Raw genomic sequence first — 23,554 nt, 5'->3', positions numbered from 1 at the left:
TTATCTGGATGAGGCAAGGCATGAAATTAATACTAGTGGATGAAAAGAGAGATGTCGAGGAGATCGATCAAGACGAGCGAGCATTGCGAGCGTCGCCGCAATCCGTGACTTGGTGGGTGTTGTTTTTATGGTCATGGGTGCGTCCGAGGTATGCGGCAGATCGAGCCTCAGTAATGCATGGGTCTGGAGGACGATTAAGGTTATTGCCATTGGTCGTGTTGAGTACGGGGATATTGGTTTTTATTGGCATGTGCTTCAGTGATTGGCCTCGTGGTTATTTTAGTCTGGATGAGGAGAGGAGTCTGTGGAGATTTTTGGCGTTCATGCCTGAGTTGTTTCAGCACAATGTCAGTACCGGCCTACCATTTTTGGGGAAATTTGATGCGCCAATATTGATTTCGTTGTTGGGTATTGTGAGTTTTGGACTTTTGAGTTTGCCGTGCGTTTGGGGGATTGGGTTACTGCTTGTTTGTCGTGTTGCGAAAGTTGGGGATGAGCGGGGCTTTTTGGAAATATGGGGTGAAGCAAATCGGCGTGTCGCAGGTGTATTGCCTTGCATCTCCTTGATGATTTGTGTTGGCGTGTTTTTGATTAACTATCCGTATATTGCAACACATCAGCATTTTTTAAGTTGGCACCAGATGCATCAGGAGCCATGGAGAGTTTTTTCTCAAAAAACTGCAACGTTAAACAAGAAAGTTCAGGCCGCGGGGGGGCGATATACCACTGCTCAATATGCGGAGTTGGGAACTTTACGGGAGGAAAAAGATGCGTATCGAGCGCAGTATATGGCTGAGCGAGAAGTACATCTGGCAAAAGGAGGGGTCTTGATTCAATACCATGAGATCATTGAAGCGAGTATGGTCTTGCCGATTATTTTCGGGCCGTTGATGGTTTTATTGATTGGAGTGAAGGGGCGGTATTTCAGAGAGGCGTGGCCGTGGCCTGGGTATTGCGATGAGTGCGGATATCAGGTGTTTTTAGAGAAGGTTAATGATGAGGCCAAGGTCTGTGGCGAATGCGGTAAGCATGTTTGCGATTCGTTGCCGCCGATTCACCGGATCGGCTTGCCGATGGATGGGGCAAGAATTGCAAGGCCGATTGATTGTGTGAGGCGGTACTTGAAGACAGCTTGGATGTTTTTATTTGAAGTCAAGCGGGTTGGAAGATTGATGCGCACTCGGGTTGTAAATGAGATGCATCATTGGTTTATGCTGAGTTCGATTTTGATAGCCATAGTTTTGTCGTTAATGGCGATGAATATTTATATGTGGTACTACTTTTTCGATGAGGGTGGGAGAGGATTTCGACATTCTTTAGATGCGAAAATGCAATTAGTTTGGGAGGGAGTATGGGGGATTGTGATTGGTGCTGGGTTGCTATTGGTTGGTTGGCAGATGTGGTGGCCGTGGGTTTTGAATGGGGTGTTTGGGTTGTTTGGAGCGCGTGGGCAGTTGGGACTTGGGTACAAGGTATCGTGTTATGTTTGGGGATCAGTTGTGTTGCTATTCGCGTTAACGGCTGTGCCGATGGGATTTTGGGTGGGTATGGAACTGGAGTGGCCGTGGTTGTTGGGATGGTTTGCTGAGAGAGGAGGGAAGGTGGTGTTTGGGAGTTTTGTGATTAACCGAAGTGTACTGCCTGTGATATTGATTGGGTGCTATGTGAGCGTGGTACTGATTTGGGGTCTGATCGCGAATGTGAGATTGATACGGAAATTGCGATGGGCGAATGCTTAGGATTGAAGGGGAGGGGCGTGATTGCAGGCAATTATGTGATAGATTGTGGGACACCCCGCCACCAGCGGTGGCTGGGTTGAATCGTTAAGTAAAATAGGGAGGGGAGGGGATATGATTGCATGAAAAAACCTCTTGCAAAGCAAGAGGTTTTGACTGTTAATGCACGAGGCAGGATTCGAACCTGCAACCGCTGGTTCCGTAGACCAGTGCTCTATCCAATTGAGCTACTCGTGCGATGAGTAGGTGAAAAAGAATATCAGGTTTTCGGCGCAAGGCAAGTTTGTGGCCTTGTCGCGGCGAGGAATTGTGGAGAATTCGCTCTGAAGATTAGGGATGAAATGGTGGGAATCTTCGGTGATGTAAGTGCTGTGATGATAGGGTGTTTGAGGTTGTTACAATATGGGTATGCCTGAGAATGAATTTGAGAAAAAATTAGCGAAACTACAGTTTGTGATCGAAGGATATGGGTCGCTTTTGACGGCTTATTCGGGTGGGATCGATTCGACGCTAATCGCGGTCGTTGCTCGGCAGGTACTGGGTAAGACAAAGGGGGTGGCGGTGATTGCGGATTCACCGTCCTTGCCAAGGTATGAATTGGAGGAGGCTGTCGCGATTGCAGCACGTCATGATATTGATTTGGTGGTGGCGAAGCCGGGGGAAATGGATGATGCGGGATATGTGCGGAATGAGGGAGACCGGTGCTATTTTTGCAAATCACATTTGTATGAATCGGTCGAACAAGTGGCAGAAATGCGGGGAACAGAATGGGTGGCGAATGGGACGAATTTGGATGATTTGGGGGATTACCGGCCGGGCTTGAAGGCGGCGGAAGAGGCGAAGGTGGTGAGCCCGTTGGTGGAGGCAGGGATGGATAAGCGGGATGTGCGTGAGATTGCGAAGTTGGTCGGGATTCAGAGCTGGGATAAGCCAGCAGCAGCGTGTTTATCGTCGCGAATCCCGTATGGGGTGCCTGTAACGAAGGAACGGCTGGAGCGGGTTGAGGGTGCGGAGCGAGGACTCCGGTCACTCGGGATGAGAGCGTTCCGTGTGAGGCATCACGAAGATGTTGCGAGGGTGGAATTGAATCAGGATGACCTGGTGAGGGTCGTGGGGGATGTGGATCTGAGGCAGCGCGTGATCGGGGTGGTGAAAGCAGCGGGGTATACGTATGTTTCGGTGGATCTGGAGGGATTCCGATCCGGGAGTGGGAATCTGGTGCTGACGATCAACCAGAGCGAATGAATGGGTGAATAGATTCACGGCAAGTCGTTTCTGGATGGGAATTTCTGATTGATGCGCGTGGATAGGGGACTTAGAATTAACCGATAATTATGGTGTGAGAAGGCTAGGTGGATAGTTATTGTGTAGGATCATGGTCGGGAAGATTGACGATTCAATGTGGGGACGGCGGGGCTGAGAAGGGTACTGCTTTAGTGAAACGAAAATGCGACAAATGTGACAAGGCGGCAACGCATCACTCGGTTGAAATTATCAACGGTGAGAAGATTGAGAAGCATCTGTGTGATCAGCATGCGGCTGAGGAAGGGATCTCGATCAAGACCGTACAGGCACCGATCAATGAGCTGCTGAGTAATTTTGTGAAGCTGCAGGGTGGGCAACCTGAAGAGGTTGATCAGGGCGATGAATCGGTGACGGGGCCAACGGCGGACGCGAGCGAGATGGAGGTGAAGGCTGGGTTTGCATGTCCTGAATGCGGACTGACGTTTGCACAATTTCGTGAGAAAAGTTTACTGGGATGTCCGGAGTGCTATAAGGCATTTGAGCGGCAGTTGTGTAGTTTGCTTGAGCGGGCACATGAGGGCGGCGTTCATCACATTGGCAAAGTGCCGGTCAGAGCGGGGGCAGATGAGAACAGACAATCGCAGTTGATGCGGATGCGTAAGCGATTGGATGAGGCGGTGAACAGCGAAGACTATGAGTTGGCGGCGAGATTGCGGGACGACATCCGCACGTTTGAGGAGAGTGCGGAATGAATATCAACAAGATGACGGATCATGCTGGGGAATGGCTGAGGGGGAGCGGGCCACATCATGATATTGTAATTAGTAGCCGCATCAGGTTGGCGAGAAATATTGCGGGGTTTCCGTTCGTAAATCGTGCGAATGTGCGTCAGCAGCATGAGGTGCTTGCGTTGTGTCATGAACATATTGTCGAGCAGAAGCTTGATGATGATGTGTTATGGATTGATCTGCGAGATAGCCCGCAGTTAGATCGGGAGCTTTTAGTTGAGCGGCATTTGATCAGTAAACAGCATGCCGGTTCGAATAACGAGTTGCCTCGCGCTGTGGCGGTGGGTGTTGATGAAACTTTTGCGATCATGATTAACGAAGAGGATCATTTGCGGATGCAGGTGCTCCGCAGTGGTTTGCAGTTGACTGAGGCTTTTAGCCACATCAATCATCTGGATGATGTACTGGAATCTAAGCTGAATTATGCGTATTCACAGCGATTTGGTTACTTAACGGCTTGCCCAACGAATGTGGGGACCGGGATTCGCGTGAGTGTGATGCTGCACTTGCCGGCGTTGAAGCTGACAGGCGAGATTGAGAAAGTCAGACGTGCGGCCCGGGATATGCATTTAGCTGTGAGAGGGCTGTTTGGGGAAGGGTCTGAGGCGATCGGGGATCTATATCAAATCAGTAATCAGTCGACACTCGGAAAGAGTGAGATGGAGATTTTGGCTGATTTTGAGACGACGGTTGTGCCGCAGATTATTGCATATGAGAAACAGGCGAGACAGGCGCTTTTGCAACAACGACCAGAGCAGTTGGATGATAAGATCTATCGGGCATTGGCGATACTGAAGCACGCTCGGATGATGGGAACTGAAGAGGTCTTGCAACTACTGTCGCATTTGCGATTAGGTGTCAATCTTGGGCGTATCAACAAGATTGATATGAAAACTGTTAATGATTTGTTTTTGCTGACACAGCCCGCGCATTTACAACGGATTACAGGGCGATCGATGGATCCTGTAGAGCGGAGAGCAGAGCGAGCGGCGATGATCAGGGCGCGGCTGAAAGGGTGTGAACTTTAACTTGCTAACGAAATGTAATATTCAATTAATAAAAGCCATGAATTAGTTCATGGCTTTTATTGCTTTTAGTTGTGGATTTGAAAAAGGAAGATCTGCGAGTTTGTCGAGCGATCGCCATTGAGTTTTGGGTTTGAGTTGTGATGGTATGAATGCTGGCGTAATGGCATGGAGATGGAAAGTGATGGTGAGATGGGTGGTTTGGTGTTTGAAGGTTTTTAGGGGAGTGATGGCTTGAGGCTTGATTTTTAGATGTTTTTGCGCGTAGGCGGCGAGTTGATCGGTTGCGATGTCTTTGCTGTGATTGAGTTCGAGGGTTGGGAGTTGGTACATATTTGACCACAAGCCAGTGGGAGGGCGCTGTTCTAAGAGGTATGTGTTGGGTTGGGATGGATGGGTGATGGCTAGGATGTGATGATTGACGGGACGGGGTTTGGACTTGGGAAGGGTGACGGGGAGAGATTCGGGGGAGCCGTCGGCGTAGGCTTTGCAGAGTTTCTGAATGGGACAGGTGTCGCATTTTGGATTACGAGGTGAGCAGATAAGAGCGCCTAACTCCATCATAGACTGATTGTAATCGCCGGGTCGAAAATCTGTACTTACGGGAGCGGGGACGAGTTGATCGGCGAGTAACCAGAGTTGTTTTTTGACAGGAGTGTGATCAGTGGGGTCTGTGATGAAAAAGATACGTGAGAGGATGCGGATGACGTTGCCGTCGAGGATTGGGGCTGGCTGATTGAAGGCGATAGAGGCAATGGCTCCGGCGGTGTACTGGCCGATGCCTGGCAGGGCGAGGAGGGAATCGATATCGGAAGGGATGATGCCGTTATGTTCGGTGATGATGGTCTTGGCACAAGCGTGGAGGTTACGTGCACGTCGATAATAGCCGAGACCTTGCCATAGGGTGAGGACTTGCTGCTCATCAGCGTTGGCAAGCGTTTCTAACGTCGGGAATGTTTCGAGGAAACGGTGGAAGTAGGGAATGACGGTTGCGACTTGAGTTTGCTGAAGCATGGCCTCGGAGACAAGCGTGTAATATGGAGGGATGGGAGCGGATGTGGGTGAAGCGGGTCGCCAAGGGAGTGAACGGGCATTTTGATCGTACCAATCAAGTAGGCGGGAACGGATGGCTTTAATGGTATTGGAATGGGGTTTGAACATCAGGCGATACCGGGCAATTAAGTCATAATCTTGGGTTTGACAAGGTACAGTGTGTGTGAGGGTTTGTCGATGATGAAGAAGTATGAAGCGATACAGAGGTGTGAGAAAGTCAGTTGACAGGGTTGGTATGAGGGTCATATGGTGCTAGTAGGTGAGAAATGGCGTTAGATTCGAGGTTTGATTGATGAGTCGAAAGAATGAGATTAGCCGCGAGAAGTTGCCTGAAATTCGGGACTCAGTGACGCATAAGTTCTCAATCATGGGTCACGAGGGATATCTGACGGTGGGGCTATTTGAGGATGGTCGGCCGGGGGAGATCTTTATCAAGATGGCCAAGGAGGGGTCCACTTTATCGGGACTGGTACAGGGGTTTTGTAGAGCTTTTTCGATCGCTCTTCAGTATGGATTGCCTGTCGAGGAGGCGGTATTACGGTTTAAAGGGATGCGTTTTGAGCCGTTTGGAACCACGAGCAATCCGGAAATACCAGAGGCGATGAGCATTATTGACTATGTAGCTCGATACATGGAATTGCATTTTTTGGAGGATGGAGAAGGGCGTCGACAACGGCTTTGAGGGAGATTTGTTGTGGATGAAGGGAAGGCGATGCGCATTGAGGGTGGATGTCGGATATAATTATGTTTCAAGGGTTACCTGAAATGAAAATAAGTGGCTGAATGAAGTGGTACGACAGGAGCGGGGCGTATTTCTTTGAAGGCTACGGTTGTTTCTATTTTTGGTGCGATTGCCTGAGATTGTGAGACAGAATTCAGATGCGATTGACTGGGAGTTGCGTTTATGTGCGGCATTGCTGGCCTTGTTAGTAAGACGAATGTTAATCAGGGCTTGTACGATGCGCTGACAGTCCTTCAGCACCGGGGACAGGATGCTGCGGGTATCGTAACGTGCGATGAGGGCCGGTTGTATCTGCGAAAAGGAAACGGGCTGGTCAGAGATGTCTTTCAGCAGTGGCACATGCAGCGGCTGACGGGAACGATGGGTATTGGCCATGTCAGGTATCCGACAGCGGGGAGTTGTAGCTCGGCAGAAAGCCAACCGTTTTATGTCAATTCACCGTATGGGATTACGCTGGCACACAATGGTAACCTGACAAATGCGAACGAGTTGCGAGAAGAAATCTATCGTGAAGATTTGCGGCATCTGAATACGACATCTGATTCAGAAGTACTGTTGAATGTATTCGCTCATGAGTTGCAGGCTTTGGGCAAGCTGCGGCCGGAAGCAAAAGATATTTTTAAAGCAGTTGAAGGCGTGCATCGACGATGTAAGGGCGCGTATGCAGTGATTGCGATGCTGACGGGGTATGGGATGGTGGCGTTTCGTGATCCACACGGGATTCGGCCGATTGTTGTTGGGAAACGTGAGTTACAGGATGGTGGCGATGCGTACATGCTTGCATCGGAGAGTGTGGCAATCGATTCATTGGGGTACGAATTATTAGGGGATGTGGAGCCGGGCGAAGCGATCTTTATTAGTTTGGATGGCAAGGTCGAGCGGAAGCAAACGGCGGAGAAGACACAAAAAAATCCGTGCATCTTTGAGTATGTTTATCTTGCGAGGCCAGACTCAATGATTGACGGGGTTTCGGTGTATAAGGCACGATTGCGGATGGGGGATCATTTAGCTGAAAAAATTAAACGCGAGTGGAAGGATCATCATATTGATGTGGTGATTCCGATCCCGGATAGTAGCCGCACATCAGCACTTCAGGTGGCACACCATTTGGGTGTTAAATACCGCGAAGGTTTTATTAAGAATCGGTACATTGGCAGAACATTTATTATGCCTGGGCAAAGCCAACGGAAGAAGTCAGTCCGGCAGAAGCTAAACCCGATTGAGCTTGAGTTCAAAGGTAAGAATGTTCTTCTGGTAGATGATTCGATTGTGCGTGGTACAACTTGTAGTGAGATTATTCAGATGGCTCGTGATGCGGGAGCAAACAAGGTGTATTTTTCATCTGCAGCGCCTGCAGTTCGACATCCCAATGTCTATGGGATTGACATGCCAGCAGCGCAAGAACTAATTGCTTACGAGCGAACAACTGCGGATGTTTGTGCAGAGATCGGCGCGGATGATCTTATCTATCAGGATCTGAAAGATCTAGTCACATCGGTTCGTGAGGGGAACCCGAATATTAAAGAATTTGAATGCTCTGTTTTTGATGGTCATTATGTGACGGGTGATGTTGACGCGTCATACCTGAGCAGGTTGGAAATAGCGAGAAGTGATCAAGCTAAGGTGCAGGATTTGAATGGCATGCAAGGAGAAAGCGCCCCCATCGACTTGCATAATGGCAGTTGATCATCAGAGTATATTGTAAAATCGAAAAGTGAAGTGCTGCTGTATGGCGGCACTTTTTTATTGCGTCAGTTTGGGGAGTTTGGCTACAGCGGCATCAAAGGATTCGGCAGCCTGTTTTGGCATCGTAAATGTTATTGTTCTTGCGGGTGATGGCGGGGTAAGTTGGCCATATGTGATTGATGTACCATCAAACTGATATATCGTCATTGAGTATGTTTTTGATTTTGTCTTGATTGTAAAAATGTTCTGTTGTTTGACTTCCGCTTTGGGTAAATCAACAAACATACGATCGGCGTGCAAAGACGATAACGCGTTTATTATCGATGCGGGAATAGATTGATCTGATATGGGCAGTCCGTTACATATGTATTCAGATCGTCGATTGCGGGCAATCAATTGATTGTTATTAATGTTTATCGATATGATCTGTGAAGGCAGCAGATTGAGGATTGTTCGATCACGGTACTCAAGATTCAAGAGGTCAATGATTTGCTTATTGAGCTTGAAAACGCTGCTAGTTTTACTGGTCTGAATTTGAGCATTTTGAGTGCGGGAATTAATGAAAATTTCTGTGGGGGGTGAATCTTGTCTGTATGTGAGCGTTAGCGAGATGTCGTGATTTGGGAGTTCCATTTGCGAGTGCCATTGCTCGGCCCGTAATGGGGAGAGAGCTGCTAAGAGCTTATTGAAGGCAAGACGTTCAAACCGTGAGGATGTTCCTTCGAGTGACCAATCGCCGCTAGCATTGTCAAACTTGTAGGCTGGCGCATCGGAACGCTTCAGCGTGATGGAATTGGGAAGATCCACAGAAAGATCGACCATGGTTCGATCGCGCAAATCGATGGCTGAAAGATTTAGCATTGCGAGTTGTTCATCGGTGAGGAGGTAGCCGACCGTTTCGCCGGGACGCACAGCAAGCGTTGTGAGTGTGTTAGATGAACCATGATCGGTTGTGATCCATGTCACGTCATGTTTGGTGCTATCGAACGAATAGAGGTTGATCGTTTGCGCTATAGCAGAACGATATTGATTGATTGTGATAGAAGCGAAAGGTTTTGCTAGTGGCTTTGATAGGGCGATATATGCGGAGCCTTCCGCTTGGAGGAGGCTGTTGATGTAGATGTTCGTGAATTGCTGATCTATGGGATAGCTTGGCATGGGGTTAAGATAGCTGAACGTTGCAGTGATGGGGTTATAACTAACTGCAAGGCGTATGGATTGATCTGCATTACGCATCGTCATAGAACGAAAACGATCTTTAGGTATATCGAAGAGTTTATTGTCCTGCCAATAGTTCATGTTTTCAGTGAGTATACGAGCGGTGTCTGAATCTATTGTGAAGACTGCATCTGTTGAGGTTAAGGGTGAGGCTAGTGATGCGTAGACATATTGCTTTTTAAGATCAGCAGATGGGCCGATTTTGAGCGTGTAATTTTGACCTGCGAGTGAACAGGTGAGTGTGGCTACGGTGTTTGACTCCGAAAAAATCTGCTCGGATGTCAGATTAAGTTTGGTTTCGAGGGGCTTGATTTTGAGGGGTGTGAGCTGAGTGAAGAGCTGCTTAATGTTATTCGTATTGGCGCGTGCGGTGGCTTTTCGATTGAGGTACCAGCTATTGCCATTGGCATAAAATGTTTGGCTAAATTCTGGCGTTTTGAGAGTAAATTGATTGAGTTTTGATTCGGGTGGTAGCGAAAGAGAAGCTGTCCAGAGATTTTGCGGTTCTGCAGTTGTTAGGACTTGCTGAAACAAATTACTCGTGACATAGATGGTTGGAGATTGGTTTAGCGTAAGATAAGCGTTGCCACCAATTGTTTCGTTGCCCAAAATAATCGTGATATCAGTGTTGTTCTCTAACTTGAGTGTGATGATGGCGTGTGGGTCTTCAAGGCCGATATCTTGGGTTGAAGGGATATTTGGAGAATCAAGAGGAAACGATTCTGTGAACCGTAGTGTCGTTATCGCATTGAGGAGTTGGGTGATGTACTCCTGATCGAGAGGAAATTGGACTGGCGAGGTTTGCTGCCACGTATTTGCCTTTTTGGCAAGCGTGAGGGGCTCGGGATTACCGCGTTTGATAATACTAATTTGCTGTATTTGTCTAGCAGAGAGAGGTTGGCCGTCTAGGGTTAATAGAAGCTCGGATTGCCGCTGCGTAATGATGGGGTTTGATGAAGGCGATTGTGTGCTTAGCATCATAAAGTAATAGGCTAAACCGAGCGCGGTCACAAGAGCGAGAAGTATGAGTGTTGATTTCGTATTCATGACTCAGTTTTTTGTTGTAAACAGGGTAGAATCGGTTTTATGATCTTCTTTCTCGACTAATCTCTTCTTCTGATTGACCAGACGGCAATACCGAGGACAAAAACGAAAATGGGAAGTCCGCCGATGAGGAAAAGACGAGAGTAGAAAATGCCGTTTTCAGTCATTGCGCCAACACGTCGCAGATCTTGTGATCGTGGTGAGGCTGCAATGAGATCGTCGTTACCGGAGAGCCAGTAGATACTGTTAACAAAAAGATCGGAGTTCGCAGGGAATGCGGCCCCAAATACATCGGCTTGATTTTGCCCTTGTGAAGTCAGATTCGGGTCTGCATTTGTCGTAATAAAATCAGTCGCCCATGCATATGTTGAGGTCACGATAATACGATTATTTTCTGCGTTATCAGTTGTGATAGCGGTGCTTTCATTTTCGATTTCTGATACCGCTTCTGATTTAGGCGAGCCTTCGGCGGCAACGCCAATAATGAAGTGAGAGGACGCAGTTTCTGGGTCGAATTCTGCAGTGCGGTAGGAAGTCGAGTCGGTGAAATCTTTATATGTCCACATGCGTGGTGAGGTAATCTGCATGATTGCAAACTGCTTGATACCTTCGACATCATCGAGTTTGATTGGCGAACTGATGAGTGCAGCGGCGGACATCCCTTTGATTGATTGTGTGATGGGAAGTGAGGTCGGCCATTCTGTTATTTTGAAACGAGTGCCTGCAAAGGTATCACGTCCCTGCACTTGTTCGGAAAGAATGACGCGATCGTTTTCAGGATAAATGCCCCACGATTTGTTGAGGTAGGCAATGATTGGGTTTTGTGACGCAATTTCCTTCAGCGGATCTAAAGCCATCATGACTAATGCAGAATCGCCTTTAGCAATACGCTCTTTGATCAATTGGGCGGTACGATCTCGTGCGGCCTGGATAGTGGCGTGTTGGGGATTGGTCACATCAAGTGCCGGAAAAGCTGGCACCACCCAGACGGTGTGCTGAGCGTTTTCAATTTTGGGAAGGGTGTCCATACTGTTGGCGGGAATCGGATTCCATTGAGCTAACTGTATGTTTGATGTCCTGAGGCGTGCACCAACTTGGTTGTACATGCCTTTCTCACCAAATGCATCCTGACCGTCAGACTGAACGAATATGACAAGCGGAGGTGGATTAAAGGACATTGAGATGAGTGAGCCGGTAAGCTGCTCTTCGCCAATAAAGCCGAGCTCAGGTTCTCCTGCAGCTGCGGTATACTCGGCTGGCAGTTCACGATACATCTTACTTACCGGTATGATCCGCGCCTCATCATCGGCAAGGATTGCGACGAAGCCTTTCGCTTGGATTGCTGCTCTAACTTCTTCATAGGGCAGGTAGGATTGTACCTTTTGCAATTTTGTCACATCACGGCGTATTTCATCTCGTACGATATTGAGTGATTTGTTAATTTTCAGCATCGCATCAGCAGTCGCTGGTGGGGTTGAGCGTGAGCGTGAAAGCTTGTCGAATGCTGAAATTGTCTCTGCAAGAATCACGCTATCAAACTCGAGAAGGCGATTGACGATGGCAGATTTTGCGGACTGATAAGCCGGCAAGGGAGTTGACAGATTTGTCGTGATCGTGCCATTGATGTCTTCAGTGGCTTTGAGTTGCTGGCTGAAGTTAAGGACGATTGAAGCAAATAATTGAGAGAGCGTTCGGTTGGGCTTAACTTCAGGGCTTTGAGCTAATTCTTTAAGCTGTTCGACAACGGGGTTGAGCTGGTCAACGACGGATGAAACGAGTGCTTGGCCGTCAGCGACTGTTTGTGTAATTGGGCCTAAGTGTTTGGTGTAACGGCCTTCGAGCTGATCATAGAAGTCAGCAATAGCTTTAACGTCCGAGGTTGGGTTAATTTGCTCTACTGTGATCTTATTTGTGTACAGCTTGTACTCGTTGACGAGTTCAGGGACGCGCTGCTCTTGAGGTGTGGTGGCGTTGATGACGGTAATAAGGCGGTAATCATTATCAAGTGATTTGAGAACCTTGAGTGTTTGAGGGGAAAGAGAGTATTGTCGTGTCGCGGTAAAATCGTACCGAAGGTATCGAGTTGCGGGTGAAGCCTGTTCGGAGAGAGAACGGAAACCTCGATCAACAATGAGGTTAATGAGGATGATGATGGTGAGAGCTGCGATGATGCTGACCGCGAGGATGAGCGTATAGCGTGTGCGACGAGCACGATGAGATAAGGTTGAAATTGTTTTATCTTGATTACTCATGGTGTTGTTCTGTTATGAGCCGTTGTTGTTTCTGTTAATTTAGTGCGGCGCGAGAGAGTTTAGCTCCAGCGTCTGGTTTCAAGCGTTTTTATGCCGAGGAAGAGAAAGAATGCGATGGCGGAGAGGAAGTAGATGATGTTGCGGATGTCGATGAGACCTTTGGAGAAATTGCTGAATTGTTCGTTAACGTTCATGGTGAACATAGCCATTTTGATTGAAGCTGGGAGGAAGTCGGCGCGAGCGAGGAAGTACATACCGAAAGTAAATAGGCCGGTGATCAGTACAGTGATCATGAAAGAAACGAGTTGCGAGTTATTGAAAGCCGAAACGAAGATCCCGATAGCCAGATAGAGACCGCCGACAAAGAGCATACCGAGAAGGCCTGTGAGGATGGGGCCGTAGTCAGGATCGGCTTTAACCTCAAGGAGAATAATCTGCAGGAAGATTGGCGAGAGGAGTACAACGTAGAAAGCCAAAGCACCGAGCCATTTGCCTAAAATAATCTGAGTATCAGAGATCGGTGAGGTCATGAGCATTTCGAGTGTGCCTGATGAAGCTTCTTCGGAAATGAGCCGCATTGAGATGGCGGGAGCAATAAAGATGAGTAGCCAAACGATATTGGTGTACATTTCGGCCATCGTGGCGGGGAAGCCTGGCTGGAAGATTCCAAAGGTAAAAAGGAAGGCTGTGATGAAAGCAAAGATCGCCAATGCGAGGTAGGCGACAGGGGAGAAGAAGAGTGCTTCTAACTCACGCTTAGCTAATGTCAGGATCTTGGTCATAGTGAAACTTTTAGCTTTGATACGAAAATTCGGTCAGTCACGAAGGAATGTCGTTACGCGGATTCTGAGGATTGCTGCGTGGCAAGACGATCAGTGATTTTGACGAAGAAGGTTTCAAGGGAGGCTTGCTCGGTGTGCAGTTCGCGTACAGCGATTTGCTCTTTTAGCAGTTTGTTGCCGATAGCGGTGAGGAGCTGTGTGTTATTTGAATGTGAGGTTGGTGTGATGGAGAGGCGTGAATAATCACTGTCGGTGAGTGTTTCAAAGGATGTTATATCCGTAAGCGGTTTGAGCATGGAAGTGAGTTGGGTTGCTGAAGTTTTGGCTTCAAGGATGATGGCAGCGTCTTGAGCGATCTGTTGACGAAGCTCGGATGGTTTGCCGTCAGCGAGGAGGCGGCCGCCCGCGATGATCATGACACGATCAGCGGTTTTCTCGACTTCGGGGAGAATATGAGTTGAAAGCAGGATGGTGTGTTCACCACGAAGTTCTTTGATGAGCTTACGAACTTCTGAAATCTGGTTGGGATCGAGTGCGGCAGTGGGCTCATCGAGAATGAGAATCGGGGGTTTTGAAAGGAGAGCTTGTGCGAGCCCAACACGTTGTCGGTTACCTTTGGAAAGGCGGGAGATAACTCGGCGTTTCAGATGAGACAAGCCACAACGGTCACAAACTTCTTCGATTCGTTGATTGCGATCTTTGCGGGTCATGCCGAGAAGCGAACCACGGTAGTGCAGATATTCGGTGACACGAGCTTCGCCATAGAGGGGCGTGCCTTCGGGGAGGTAGCCAATTTGTGTACGGGCTTCGAGTGGCTGCTTAAGAATATCGTAATCGGCAATAGAGGCAGAGCCTGCGGTAGGTGGCAGATAGCCGGTGAGGATGCGGAGGGTTGTGGATTTACCTGCCCCGTTCGGACCGAGGAAGCCGACGATTTCGCCTTTGGGTATCTCAAAGGAGAGATCATCAACGGCGAGAGTTGGGCCATACCACTTAACCAGATTCTTTGCGATGATCATAAATACGACTCGATTCGTGGGTTTGATAGTAGCGTCACAGGTATGAGGTTTTGAGCGTAGGCGTGTTGCTGTGTGAGGATTTTACTTGCTGTGTTTGACGCTGACAGATGCGTGCGGGGTTTATTGCTTACCAACTATCTGTCATGGGGTGGGTTATGACTGTAAATAATGCATTGAAAACGACTTCAGGTCAAGAAAGTCGTGTGCAAATTAAAGGGATTTCGTAGCAAGAATCAGTTTTACTATGTGGTTACGTTTCTGAGTCGCTTGAGGTTTGGGAGTAGTGTAATTTCACGATTAGTCGCAAGAGGCGGCTTGCGGGGCAAATTGCTTGATAATATCCATGAAGGCTTCACCGTACCGCTGTAGTTTTGTCTGACCAACACCAGGGATTTGAAGAAAAGCGAAGTCATTGATGGGGTAATCAGCGGCCATGTGTTTGAGTGAGATATCGCCAAATATGACGTAAGGAGGGACACCCTTCTCTTGAGCTAACTGCTTGCGAAGTTCACGGAGTGCTTGGAAGAGTGAAGCGTCGACAGGCCGTGTTGGCTCATTGGCTGTGCGTTTTACAGTGATATCTTCTCGCGTGCTAATGGCGCGGCTGATTGCCACGGTGATGGGGAGCTCGCCTCGAAGAATCGATGGACTAGATTCGGTGAGATGCGTCGTGCGGAATTCGTCAATGGTCATGCCAAGATGCCCGTCACGCAGTAGGGTTTCGGCGACATTAAGCCAATGCGATTTTGGTTTATCACGCCCAATACCATGAACTGAGAGATTGTGGTGATTGCGGTCGATGATTTTCTGGGCATTAGAGCCGCGCAGGATGTCGATAATATGAGAGAGGCCGTATCGCTGGTCGGTGCGTGCGATAGCGGAGAGGAGCTTACGAGCGTCCTCAGTGGCTTCAATTAGCTTTGGAGGGTTGAGGCAGTTATCACAGTGGCCGCAATCACCAGAATGCTCCTCGCCGAAGTAATCAAGTAGAGGAATGCAACGACAATCAGTTGTGTGAGCGTACCGAATCATTTTGTTGAGTTGCCAATAGGCATGATCACGCTGCTCGGGATCTTCTTTTTGCTCGATGAAGTATTCGACTTTGGTACGATCTGCAGCAGAGTAGAAGAGGATACAGTCAGCGATCATGCCATCGCGGCCCGCTCTACCTGTTTCCTGATAATAACCTTCAATATGGCGGGGAAGATCTGCGTGGAATACAAATCGTACGTCTGGCTTATCGATCCCCATTCCGAAAGCGATGGTGGCAACAATTATTCGGGCCGAGCCGTAAATAAAATCGTGCTGGTTTTGTTTCCGAACGTTATTTTCAAGGCCTGCATGGTAAGGCAGGGCTGAGATACCACGCCGTTGAAGTTGTTCAGCGATCTGCTCGCAACGCGCACGAGACTGACAGTAAATGATGCCTTCATGATCCTGATTCTGCTCCAGGTACTCCAGAACCTGTTTCATCATTTCATGCTTAGGACGAATCTCATAACGTAAGTTGGGTCGTTCGAAACTGGTATGGAATATTTGAGGGTTGATTAGATGGAGTTGACGTTGGATATCTTCAGCAACACGCGGCGTAGCGGTGGCGGTGAGCGCAACGATGGGCGTTTTAGCGAAACGATCAGGATGCTGAATGCGCAAGTCACCGAGCATGCGATATTCAGGGCGGAAATCATGTCCCCATTCAGAAATACAATGGGCTTCGTCAATCGCAATGAGGTTGACGGGCATTTTAGTGAGCAGTCGATATCCTGCTGAAGACATAAGACGCTCGGGGGAAAGATAGACGAGCTTGTAATCACCGCGAATTGCAGCTCGTTCACGTTCAGAAGCTTCGGCTGGTTCCAGTGATGAGTTGATACAGGTTGCGGCGATACCGCTAGCTTGAAGAGCATCAACCTGATTTTGCATAAGAGCAATGAGTGGGGATATGACCAGTGTGGTATGAGGCAGGTGGAGGGCTGGGAGTTGGAAGCAGAGTGATTTACCACCACCTGTCGGCATGATAACGAGCGTATCGTTACCTTTGAGAAGGCATTGAATAATTTCCTGCTGCAGAGGCCGGAACTGGGCGTGTCCGAATGTATCCTGCAGCGTTGTCGCTAGGTCAAGCGTATTATTATCGGCTATTTGAGCGTTTCCCTGCTCGAAAATCTCCATCATGATCTGTGAAGGGTATCATAATGAATGAGAAAGCCCCAGTGACCGATACATATCAACATGAGGAACTGGGAAATTTGCTCAGGAGCCATTGGCTGGGTATTCTCGTAGGGCAGTCAGAATGGGACAGATTCGTCTGTTTCAGAATAATTGCTGACTTCAATCCCTCCGGTTTACCGCCAGCCCTGATAATTCCTGGATACAGATGGTGAAAACATGCGTTTAACGGATATTCTGCAACCTGAGTCTGTGGTCGTGCCGCTTGATGCCGAAGACAAGCAAGAGGCGATCTTCAAGTTGGCCGATGCGCTTGTCAGCAGCAACGGTATACAAGATGCGAACAGTCTCCAGAAAGCCATCTGGGAACGTGAAACCACCCGTACGACTGGTATAGGACACGGTATCGCGATTCCTCACGGCAAAAGCGAAGGCGTTGCCTCGCTTTGTATGGCGATTGGCCTTCCTTCCACACCGGTCGATTTCAATTCGATAGATGGGCGGCCAGTGGATCTGATTATCTTGCTCGCCTCACCTGTAGATCAAACAGGACCTCATATTCAGGCGCTTGCGAAAATTTCGCGTATGCTAATGAATGAGGATTTCCGCTCGACAATCAAAGATGCTAAAACTGGCGAAGACTTATTCAAGCTAATCGCAGAATATGAAGCTGACGCTCCCGTTTAATATAAATCATGACAATAAAAAGCTGACTCATCGCGAGTCAGCTTTTTTATTTGTGCTAAAAATTATTTTATTCTTCTTCTGCAGCTTTATTGTATATCGTCATCGTTTGAGCCATATCATCTTCGCGTATCCAATGTTCGATCGCTTCGGCTGCACGATTGATCGCTCGCTCAACTTGAAATTCCTGATCAGGCGAGAAACGACCTAAAACATAGTCTTTCTGCGGAACACGCCCAGGGGCGTCAATACCGATTCTAAGCCTTGGGTAAGTTTGCGTACCTAGGACTCGCTTAATATCAGTAAGGCCGTTGTGGCCACCAGCAGAGCCATCAGAACGCAACCGGATACGTCCGCAGGGCAGGGCAATATCATCAACCAGTACGAGTACGTCTTTGGGTTCAATTTTGTAAAAACGTACGGCTTCGCCAACAGCAAGACCTGAACGATTCATGAATGTCATTGGTTTCATAAGCAGCGTTTTTTTACCCGCAATCACCCCTTCAATGAAGTGAGCATGAAACTTGGTTTTATCACTCGATAGGCAGTTGCGTTCGGCTAGACGATCAATCGCCATAAAGCCAGCATTATGGCGTGTTTTTTCGTACTCTTTGCCGGGATTACCGATTCCTACGATCAACTTCATGGCAATACAATTCTCTTCAATTGAATCTTGCTGAACATCTCCCGAGCTTTCCAATATGCTGGGTTTAGCCCACCAGTTTAACATTCGCAGGATCTTTCGCATCTTTACCTTTTATTCAAGAATTTTCGATCATTCAGAAAGGTGTTTTGATACCCAAAGCTCGCAGAATACACCAGCCTCTTAGAGCTTCAAATATGGCAAACAAGCCGATGAGCAATAAAACCCCACCTGCGATCCATCCCCATGTTTCGATTAGCCCAAACCACGTGATAAGCATGACGATCGCTGCCACCAATAGATCAAACAAGCCGCTATAGAGCCTAAGGCGTTTACCAGTGTTATCAATATTGCATTTGAGCATGAACAGGATCCTTTCGCCAATGATGTCATTATAGGCATAAAAAAAGCGGGTTTACATGGTGTAAACCCGCTTGAGTATCTGGATTCATCTGCTGATTATTCAGCAGCATCTTCCTTATCCTTGCCAACGACTTCAGGCTCAGCACCTTCGTCAGCGGAAGTTTCTTCAACAATTTCTTCTTTCGCAATCTTGATTTGGGCCACGACAGAATCCGCATCAGTTGTTGCTTCAATTCCTGCAGGAAGCTGGATGTCTGCAACGGTAATCGCTTTTTCGCCATCCAGTTCAGCAATATCAACAACAATCTTCTCTGGAATGCTGTCTGCACGGCAAGAGATTTCCAACTTGGTCAGTGGGTGATCAAGGAAAGCGCCGGCCTGTGCAAGAGCCTTAGGCTCGCCGACCAATTCAAGATCCACTTCCATAGCGACTTTCTCAGACAGATCGACACGTTCAAAGTCAACGTGGATAATATTGTCGCCGAGGTAGTCCCATTGCATATCTTTCACAACACAGTGCTCACTTTTACCGTCAACAACAACATCGACGAGGTGTGCGTTTGCGTGAAGAATTTCTACCAATGCTTTACCATCAGCGGTAACTGCGACGGCATCCCGTTTGTGGCCATAGACAACAGCTGGGATCAGGCCTTCTTTACGGGCACGCGCTGCGTAGCGGCTGCCAAGTTTTTCGCGAACTTTGACTTCGATTTTTGGTGCACTTTTTGCGTTCATTTGATTCTCTCCAAATTTATTTGTTTTACTCGTTTATTAGTGAATGCTGTGTCCGGCTAGGCCGGTTGATTACGCTTTTATTGCTGAAAATAATTCAGCGTTTGCCCCCACTGCCTTTACGGAACAGGCTAGAGACAGATTCGTTATTGTGAACGCGGAGCATCGCTTCGCCAAGCAACTCGGCTGTTGAAAGCTCCACAATTTTGTCTTGAATTGGTGCGGTACGCGGGCCGCATGGGATCGTATCTGAAACAATGATCTTGCTGATCGGCGCTTCAGCCAAACGCTCCATCGCTAAACCAACCAAAACAGGGTGCGTACACGCAGCAATGATGTCTTTCGCGCCACGCTCTTTCAGCAGGCGTGCCGCTTCACACATCGTACCTGCAGTTGAGATCATGTCGTCAACCATCAGCGCAACCTTGCCTTCAACGTCACCAATAATGTTGTTAGAAACAACCTCACTGCCAGACACTCGCCGCTTGTCGATGATCGCGAGATCTCCACCCAGCCAGTTCGCGTATGAATTCGCCATCTTCACGTTGCCAACATCAGGGCTAACCAAAACGAGCTCACCCATCTCTTCACGTAGAGATTTAAAGTAGTCAACGATGACGGGGGCCGCATGCAGGTGGTCAACGGGGATATCAAAGAAACCCTGTATCTGCTCAGCATGCAGATCCATAGCCATCACGCGATCAGCGCCTGCTCGGGTCAGCATATTCGCAACCAGTTTCGCGGTAATTGGCACGCGTCCTTCATCCTTGCGATCCTGTCTGGCATAACCAAAATATGGGATCACAGCGGTGATACGCTTCGCACTCGCACGCTTGAGGCAGTCGATATAAATCAACAACTCCATCAGATGCGTGTTAACGGGGTGGTGCGTAGACTGCAAAACAAAACAATCCCGACCACGAACATCTTCTTCAATCTTCACGAAGACTTCACCGTCTGGAAATAAGTCGGTATGCCCTTGTCCCATGGGGATATCAAGGTGCTGACAAATACGCTCACCAAGTGCGCGACTTGCCCGACCACAAAACACTTTCATCTGATCCATGTTGCCACGACTCATGCCGTCAGCCTCCTGAAACTGTAGTTTGACTGATTCTGTTGCGAAGAATTTCATCAACCGTTTTTAATTGTTCCTGTGTGTTGATACTCAACACATCCTCCGCCGGCACTGCATCAACAACGGCCACAGTTTGGCCTTGTTTTTTCAACAATCCCGGTACGTCGGTCAGGTAATACTCACCCTGCTTATTTTTGTTGTCTGTCTCGCTCAATCCGCTAAAAAGTGCATCCGAACGGAAACAGTAGTAACTCGGATTAACTTCGTTAATCTTCAACTGAGCATCCGTAGCATCCTTCTGCTCAACAATCGCATCAAACTCACCGGATGATGTGCGAACAACACGGCCATAGCCGCTCGGATCGTCGATCACCGCTGTTGCCAGTGTCGCAGATGCCTTACGGCGACGATGAACCTCCAGAAGCCGAGCAAGTGTTTTGCTGCGGATCAATGGGCCATCGCCAGCCAATACAAAAATATCAGTCACAGGCTCGTTCTCAAATTCAGGCTGCGCCATTTGTGTCGCATGACCTGTCCCCAATTGTTCTGTCTGTTCGACAAACACAACACCTTCTTCATCTGCTAATGCTTCACGCACCAACTCGGCTTTGTAACCAACCACGATCACACATTTCTTAACACCCACATCTTTACAGGCTCGCACCACCCATTTTACCATTGGCTCATCTGCAGTCTGATGCAAGACTTTAGGCAAATCGCCACCCATACGCGTACCTTTGCCTGCAGCGAGGATAATCGCAGCCGGGGCAGGGCGTTTTTCTTGATCCAAACTCACATCTGCAACGTCACTAGCCATCTTCTTTTTCCTTCCGTCATTCGCTCACTGCAGGTACAGCAGCATTAAAAACCTGTCTTGTTTCACACTGACCTGTGCAAAACAAAGCAGGCCATCACCAGCCATTTCTAAAGGATTACATGTCGAATGGTCTAGGCCAAATAGACAATCCTTCACAAACTCAAAACTGAGTTGGCTGGAAAAGAAAGAAAACTGGCCCGCAAGGACTCGAACCTTGAATACAAGTACCAAAAACTTGGGTGTTACCATTACACTACGGGCCAATTACCGTTATCTTTTCATCAAAGGACGGCCTCTTGGCAGTTGTTCAGGACGAACAACCAGTTAAAGAGGGGCGTCCGGCTTCTCACATTTGCTCGAAATGTACCTTGCCGGAGGGTATAGGCTCATTTCCTGTCCGCGCCTCTGAGCTTCTTATCCAGCTCATCATCACGATCGGCTCAATCTGAGATACAAAGAGTTTAATACTCGCTTCGCGACTGTCAACTCAACCATGCTCACAGCCAATCAAGATGCATTTTATTCACAAACCACCCGTTAGTCAGAAGATATCGTCATTTTTGCGGGCAAATCTGCCAACCACATCTACTAAAACACAATCAACCCATCTCTAATGCTCTTTTCGGCGATTCAGGCTGCCCAGTTCTGGCACTCAATAATGTCGCCAAGCAGCAAGCCAATACCTCGCGGCCATTGGGGATTTCATGCTTCGTCTCATCATTACTAATAGCCACTTCATCCATCAGGCCCTGCCATTGGGCGGCAACCTGTTGAATAAACGTAACATTCCCAGAATCATCCACATGATCAATCACCCCACCCGCAGGATTCTCATCCCCATCATTTGCTGTATGACGCAAATCGTACCCATTTTCACCAACCGTCAATTCAGCGTCATCACCCAATACATGAAGTGATCTGCAACTTTGACCTGCCCGATCAGAGACTTGTATGAGTGCAGCACCATTATCAAAAAGCCTCGCATGGCAGGACAATGTCCCTGTCAAATGATTCAACTGCTCTGGCACATCTCCAAGCGCCCCAACCAATGAAGCATCGACAGATCCCGGCATTTCCACAAATCGCAATGCGGTAAACCACGCATCATAGAGTCTTGCAAAAAGACTTAGCGTCCCAACGCGCCCAATATTCGCGACACGAACAATACGCTGAACACCCAAAACTTCTTGTGGGTTCGCCGCTGATAGATATCCTTCGCTACGTACAAAGGCTGGCACTCGAATCAAGCGGGCATTTTGAGCCGCTTTTTTAATCAACTCTTCAACCGCATTGTACTCCTGAAGTGTTGCGGCAAATGGTTCAGGCGACAAAACAGCGACACCTTGCTGGCAAGCGGTCGCGAGATCATCGAGATCCATTGGCTTACCTATTGCATTAAGCAAGTAATCGGCATGCTGCTCAATTAAAAGTTGCCGCAAATCATCTGTAAATTCACACCCCAATTCATCTGCAAATCCAACAACATCATTATTGCGTTCCCCACCAATACCCACAACTTTGATCGCATCACCTAAACACGCAACCACGTCCCGACACCACGCAATTTGCCGCGAATCCGCCCAAACAATGACTCGTTTTGCAGAATCCTGCTCTTTCATAATTCCAGATCATAACCGAAACCTATAAAAATTACTTATGTAACTCCTTCAATATCCCACATTTCTGAATACCTGCTAAGATATTGCGTGATGCCTGCCGGGCGGCCGCGTGCATGTTCGCATGTACGAGGAAAGTCCGAGCTCGATAGGACATCGGTGGTGGGTAACACCCACCCGCATGGTTGGCGACGATCATGCGAGGGATAGCGCCACAGAAATAATACCGCCTTGCTTTGCAAGGTAAGGGTGAAATGGTGCGGTAAGAGCGCACCGCTGATCTGGTGACAGATTAGGCATGGCAAGCCCCACCGCGTGCAAGACCAAGCAGTCTCCAGTTGCTCCGCAACGCGCTCTGTCCGGGCGTAATGGGGACGGGTAGGTTGCTTGAGCCTGCTGGCAACAGCAGGCCTAGAGAAATGGTCGCCACCCTCAACGGGTACAGAACTCGGCTTACAAGCAGGCATCACAAAACCCTGTCTTTTAATTAAGGCAGGGTTTTTCATTGCACTATTAATTATTGGATATCTTCAGCACCATCAAAAGTAATATATGGCTCTATCAACCGCCGCGTTTTCAGCCCAATACGATGCACGTTCTCTAAATCCTCAGCTTGCTCAAATCTACCGTTTGCCTCACGATACAACACGATATTTTCAGCGATAGCTGGCCCAACGCGAGGTAAAATAGTTAACATTTCTTTTGATACTTCATTGATATTTAACTTAAAGCCAACATTATTACACCGTGATTCGCCAATACGTATTGGCTTTGCAAACCAATAAACAACCAGCAAAAACTGCAACAATACAGTCGTCGCCAAAGCCCAGCCGACACCCGCTTTAATCACTTTCTTACTCAT

20 protein-coding genes, 2 tRNA genes and 1 other RNA gene are annotated in these 23,554 nt (G+C 48.2%); 8 read left to right on the top strand and 15 right to left on the bottom strand.

From position 1 onward, the window contains the following. Positions 1 to 20: 20 nt before the first annotated feature. A complete protein-coding gene (locus KS4_RS08055) occupies positions 21 to 1,739 on the top strand; it encodes a hypothetical protein (protein WP_145076849.1) in 1,719 nt (572 codons plus the stop codon). Between the two features lie 160 nt (positions 1,740 to 1,899). Here the strand turns inward: KS4_RS08055 and KS4_RS08050 are convergent. Beyond that, positions 1,900 to 1,973, bottom strand: a tRNA-Arg gene (locus KS4_RS08050). 171 nt (positions 1,974 to 2,144) lie between these two features. Between KS4_RS08050 and larE the strand changes: the two genes are divergently transcribed. The 3 genes from larE to KS4_RS08035 all read left to right on the top strand — a co-directional run bounded on the left by larE (position 2,145) and on the right by KS4_RS08035 (position 4,797). Then, complete coding sequence (gene larE / locus KS4_RS08045) at positions 2,145 to 2,981, top strand: ATP-dependent sacrificial sulfur transferase LarE (protein WP_200761701.1); 837 nt, start codon at positions 2,145 to 2,147, stop codon at positions 2,979 to 2,981. A gap of 107 nt (positions 2,982 to 3,088) precedes the next feature. After that, positions 3,089 to 3,733: a UvrB/UvrC motif-containing protein gene (locus KS4_RS08040; protein ID WP_145076845.1), complete on the top strand. Its 645-nt coding sequence runs from the start codon at positions 3,089 to 3,091 to the stop codon at positions 3,731 to 3,733. Next, positions 3,730 to 4,797 carry a protein arginine kinase gene (locus KS4_RS08035; protein WP_145076843.1) on the top strand — a complete coding sequence of 356 codons (1,068 nt, stop codon included), beginning with the start codon at positions 3,730 to 3,732 and terminating at the stop codon, positions 4,795 to 4,797. Before KS4_RS08040 ends, KS4_RS08035 begins: the two co-directional genes overlap by 4 nt. A 42-nt stretch (positions 4,798 to 4,839) precedes the next feature. Here the strand turns inward: KS4_RS08035 and mutY are convergent, their stop codons facing one another. Next, positions 4,840 to 5,955, bottom strand: a complete 1,116-nt coding sequence (mutY, locus tag KS4_RS08030; protein WP_200761700.1) for an A/G-specific adenine glycosylase — start codon at positions 5,953 to 5,955, stop codon at positions 4,840 to 4,842. A gap of 184 nt (positions 5,956 to 6,139) precedes the next feature. Between mutY and KS4_RS08025 the strand changes: the two genes are divergently transcribed. Both KS4_RS08025 and purF read left to right on the top strand, forming a co-directional pair. After that, a complete protein-coding gene (locus KS4_RS08025) occupies positions 6,140 to 6,529 on the top strand; it encodes a TSCPD domain-containing protein (RefSeq protein ID WP_145076839.1) in 390 nt (129 codons plus the stop codon). 222 nt (positions 6,530 to 6,751) lie between these two features. Continuing rightward, positions 6,752 to 8,275: an amidophosphoribosyltransferase gene (purF, locus tag KS4_RS08020; protein ID WP_145076837.1), complete on the top strand. Its 1,524-nt coding sequence runs from the start codon at positions 6,752 to 6,754 to the stop codon at positions 8,273 to 8,275. A gap of 57 nt (positions 8,276 to 8,332) precedes the next feature. Here the strand turns inward: purF and KS4_RS08015 are convergent, their stop codons facing one another. From KS4_RS08015 to recQ, 5 genes are all read right to left on the bottom strand, one after another. Continuing rightward, complete coding sequence (locus KS4_RS08015; protein WP_145076835.1) at positions 8,333 to 10,540, bottom strand: DUF4340 domain-containing protein; 2,208 nt, start codon at positions 10,538 to 10,540, stop codon at positions 8,333 to 8,335. Between the two features lie 56 nt (positions 10,541 to 10,596). Then, the gene (locus KS4_RS08010) at positions 10,597 to 12,789 is read right to left on the bottom strand and encodes a DUF7088 domain-containing protein (RefSeq protein WP_145076834.1); all 2,193 of its coding nucleotides are present in this window, start codon (positions 12,787 to 12,789) and stop codon (positions 10,597 to 10,599) included. A gap of 59 nt (positions 12,790 to 12,848) precedes the next feature. Next, positions 12,849 to 13,571 (bottom strand): ABC transporter permease, encoded by a 723-nt coding sequence (locus tag KS4_RS08005; RefSeq protein ID WP_145076832.1) that lies wholly within the window; start codon positions 13,569 to 13,571, stop codon positions 12,849 to 12,851. Between the two features lie 53 nt (positions 13,572 to 13,624). Then, the gene (locus KS4_RS08000) at positions 13,625 to 14,590 is read right to left on the bottom strand and encodes an ABC transporter ATP-binding protein (RefSeq protein ID WP_145076830.1); all 966 of its coding nucleotides are present in this window, start codon (positions 14,588 to 14,590) and stop codon (positions 13,625 to 13,627) included. A 297-nt stretch (positions 14,591 to 14,887) separates the two neighbouring features. Next, entirely contained in the window at positions 14,888 to 16,765 is a 1,878-nt protein-coding gene (recQ, locus tag KS4_RS07995; protein WP_200761699.1) for a DNA helicase RecQ, read from the bottom strand. Positions 16,766 to 16,978: 213 nt separating this feature from the next. Between recQ and KS4_RS07990 the strand changes: the two genes are divergently transcribed. Further along, a complete protein-coding gene (locus KS4_RS07990; protein WP_145076829.1) occupies positions 16,979 to 17,446 on the top strand; it encodes a PTS sugar transporter subunit IIA in 468 nt (155 codons plus the stop codon). A gap of 67 nt (positions 17,447 to 17,513) precedes the next feature. Here the strand turns inward: KS4_RS07990 and pth are convergent, their stop codons facing one another. The 7 genes from pth to KS4_RS07955 form a co-directional block, all read right to left on the bottom strand. Then, the gene (pth, locus tag KS4_RS07985) at positions 17,514 to 18,191 is read right to left on the bottom strand and encodes an aminoacyl-tRNA hydrolase (RefSeq protein WP_200761698.1); all 678 of its coding nucleotides are present in this window, start codon (positions 18,189 to 18,191) and stop codon (positions 17,514 to 17,516) included. Between the two features lie 31 nt (positions 18,192 to 18,222). Further along, entirely contained in the window at positions 18,223 to 18,450 is a 228-nt protein-coding gene (locus KS4_RS07980; RefSeq protein WP_145076827.1) for a hypothetical protein, read from the bottom strand. Positions 18,451 to 18,545: 95 nt separating this feature from the next. Further along, complete coding sequence (locus KS4_RS07975; protein ID WP_145076825.1) at positions 18,546 to 19,184, bottom strand: 50S ribosomal protein L25; 639 nt, start codon at positions 19,182 to 19,184, stop codon at positions 18,546 to 18,548. A gap of 94 nt (positions 19,185 to 19,278) precedes the next feature. Continuing rightward, positions 19,279 to 20,247 (bottom strand): ribose-phosphate diphosphokinase, encoded by a 969-nt coding sequence (locus KS4_RS07970; protein WP_145081531.1) that lies wholly within the window; start codon positions 20,245 to 20,247, stop codon positions 19,279 to 19,281. Between the two features lie 19 nt (positions 20,248 to 20,266). Next, positions 20,267 to 21,076, bottom strand: coding sequence for a sugar phosphate nucleotidyltransferase (locus KS4_RS07965; protein ID WP_145076823.1), 810 nt, complete (start codon positions 21,074 to 21,076; stop codon positions 20,267 to 20,269). Positions 21,077 to 21,268: 192 nt separating this feature from the next. Then, positions 21,269 to 21,339 (bottom strand) — tRNA-Gln (locus tag KS4_RS07960). Between the two features lie 336 nt (positions 21,340 to 21,675). Beyond that, positions 21,676 to 22,695: a hypothetical protein gene (locus tag KS4_RS07955; protein ID WP_145076821.1), complete on the bottom strand. Its 1,020-nt coding sequence runs from the start codon at positions 22,693 to 22,695 to the stop codon at positions 21,676 to 21,678. An 89-nt stretch (positions 22,696 to 22,784) separates the two neighbouring features. On the opposite strand from KS4_RS07955, the gene rnpB reads away from it, so the two are divergent. Continuing rightward, positions 22,785 to 23,164: RNase P RNA component class A (rnpB, locus tag KS4_RS07950), an RNA gene on the top strand. 45 nt (positions 23,165 to 23,209) lie between these two features. Here rnpB and KS4_RS07945 read toward each other — a convergent pair. Continuing rightward, on the bottom strand, positions 23,210 to 23,554 hold the full coding sequence (locus KS4_RS07945) for a ComEA family DNA-binding protein (RefSeq protein WP_145076819.1): 345 nt from the start codon (positions 23,552 to 23,554) through the stop codon (positions 23,210 to 23,212).

Source organism: Poriferisphaera corsica (assembly GCF_007747445.1).
Taxonomy (GTDB): domain Bacteria; phylum Planctomycetota; class Phycisphaerae; order Phycisphaerales; family Phycisphaeraceae; genus Poriferisphaera; species Poriferisphaera corsica.
The sequence above is the reverse complement of the archived record's forward strand: the minus strand, read 5'-3'. Positions and strand labels throughout refer to the sequence as shown.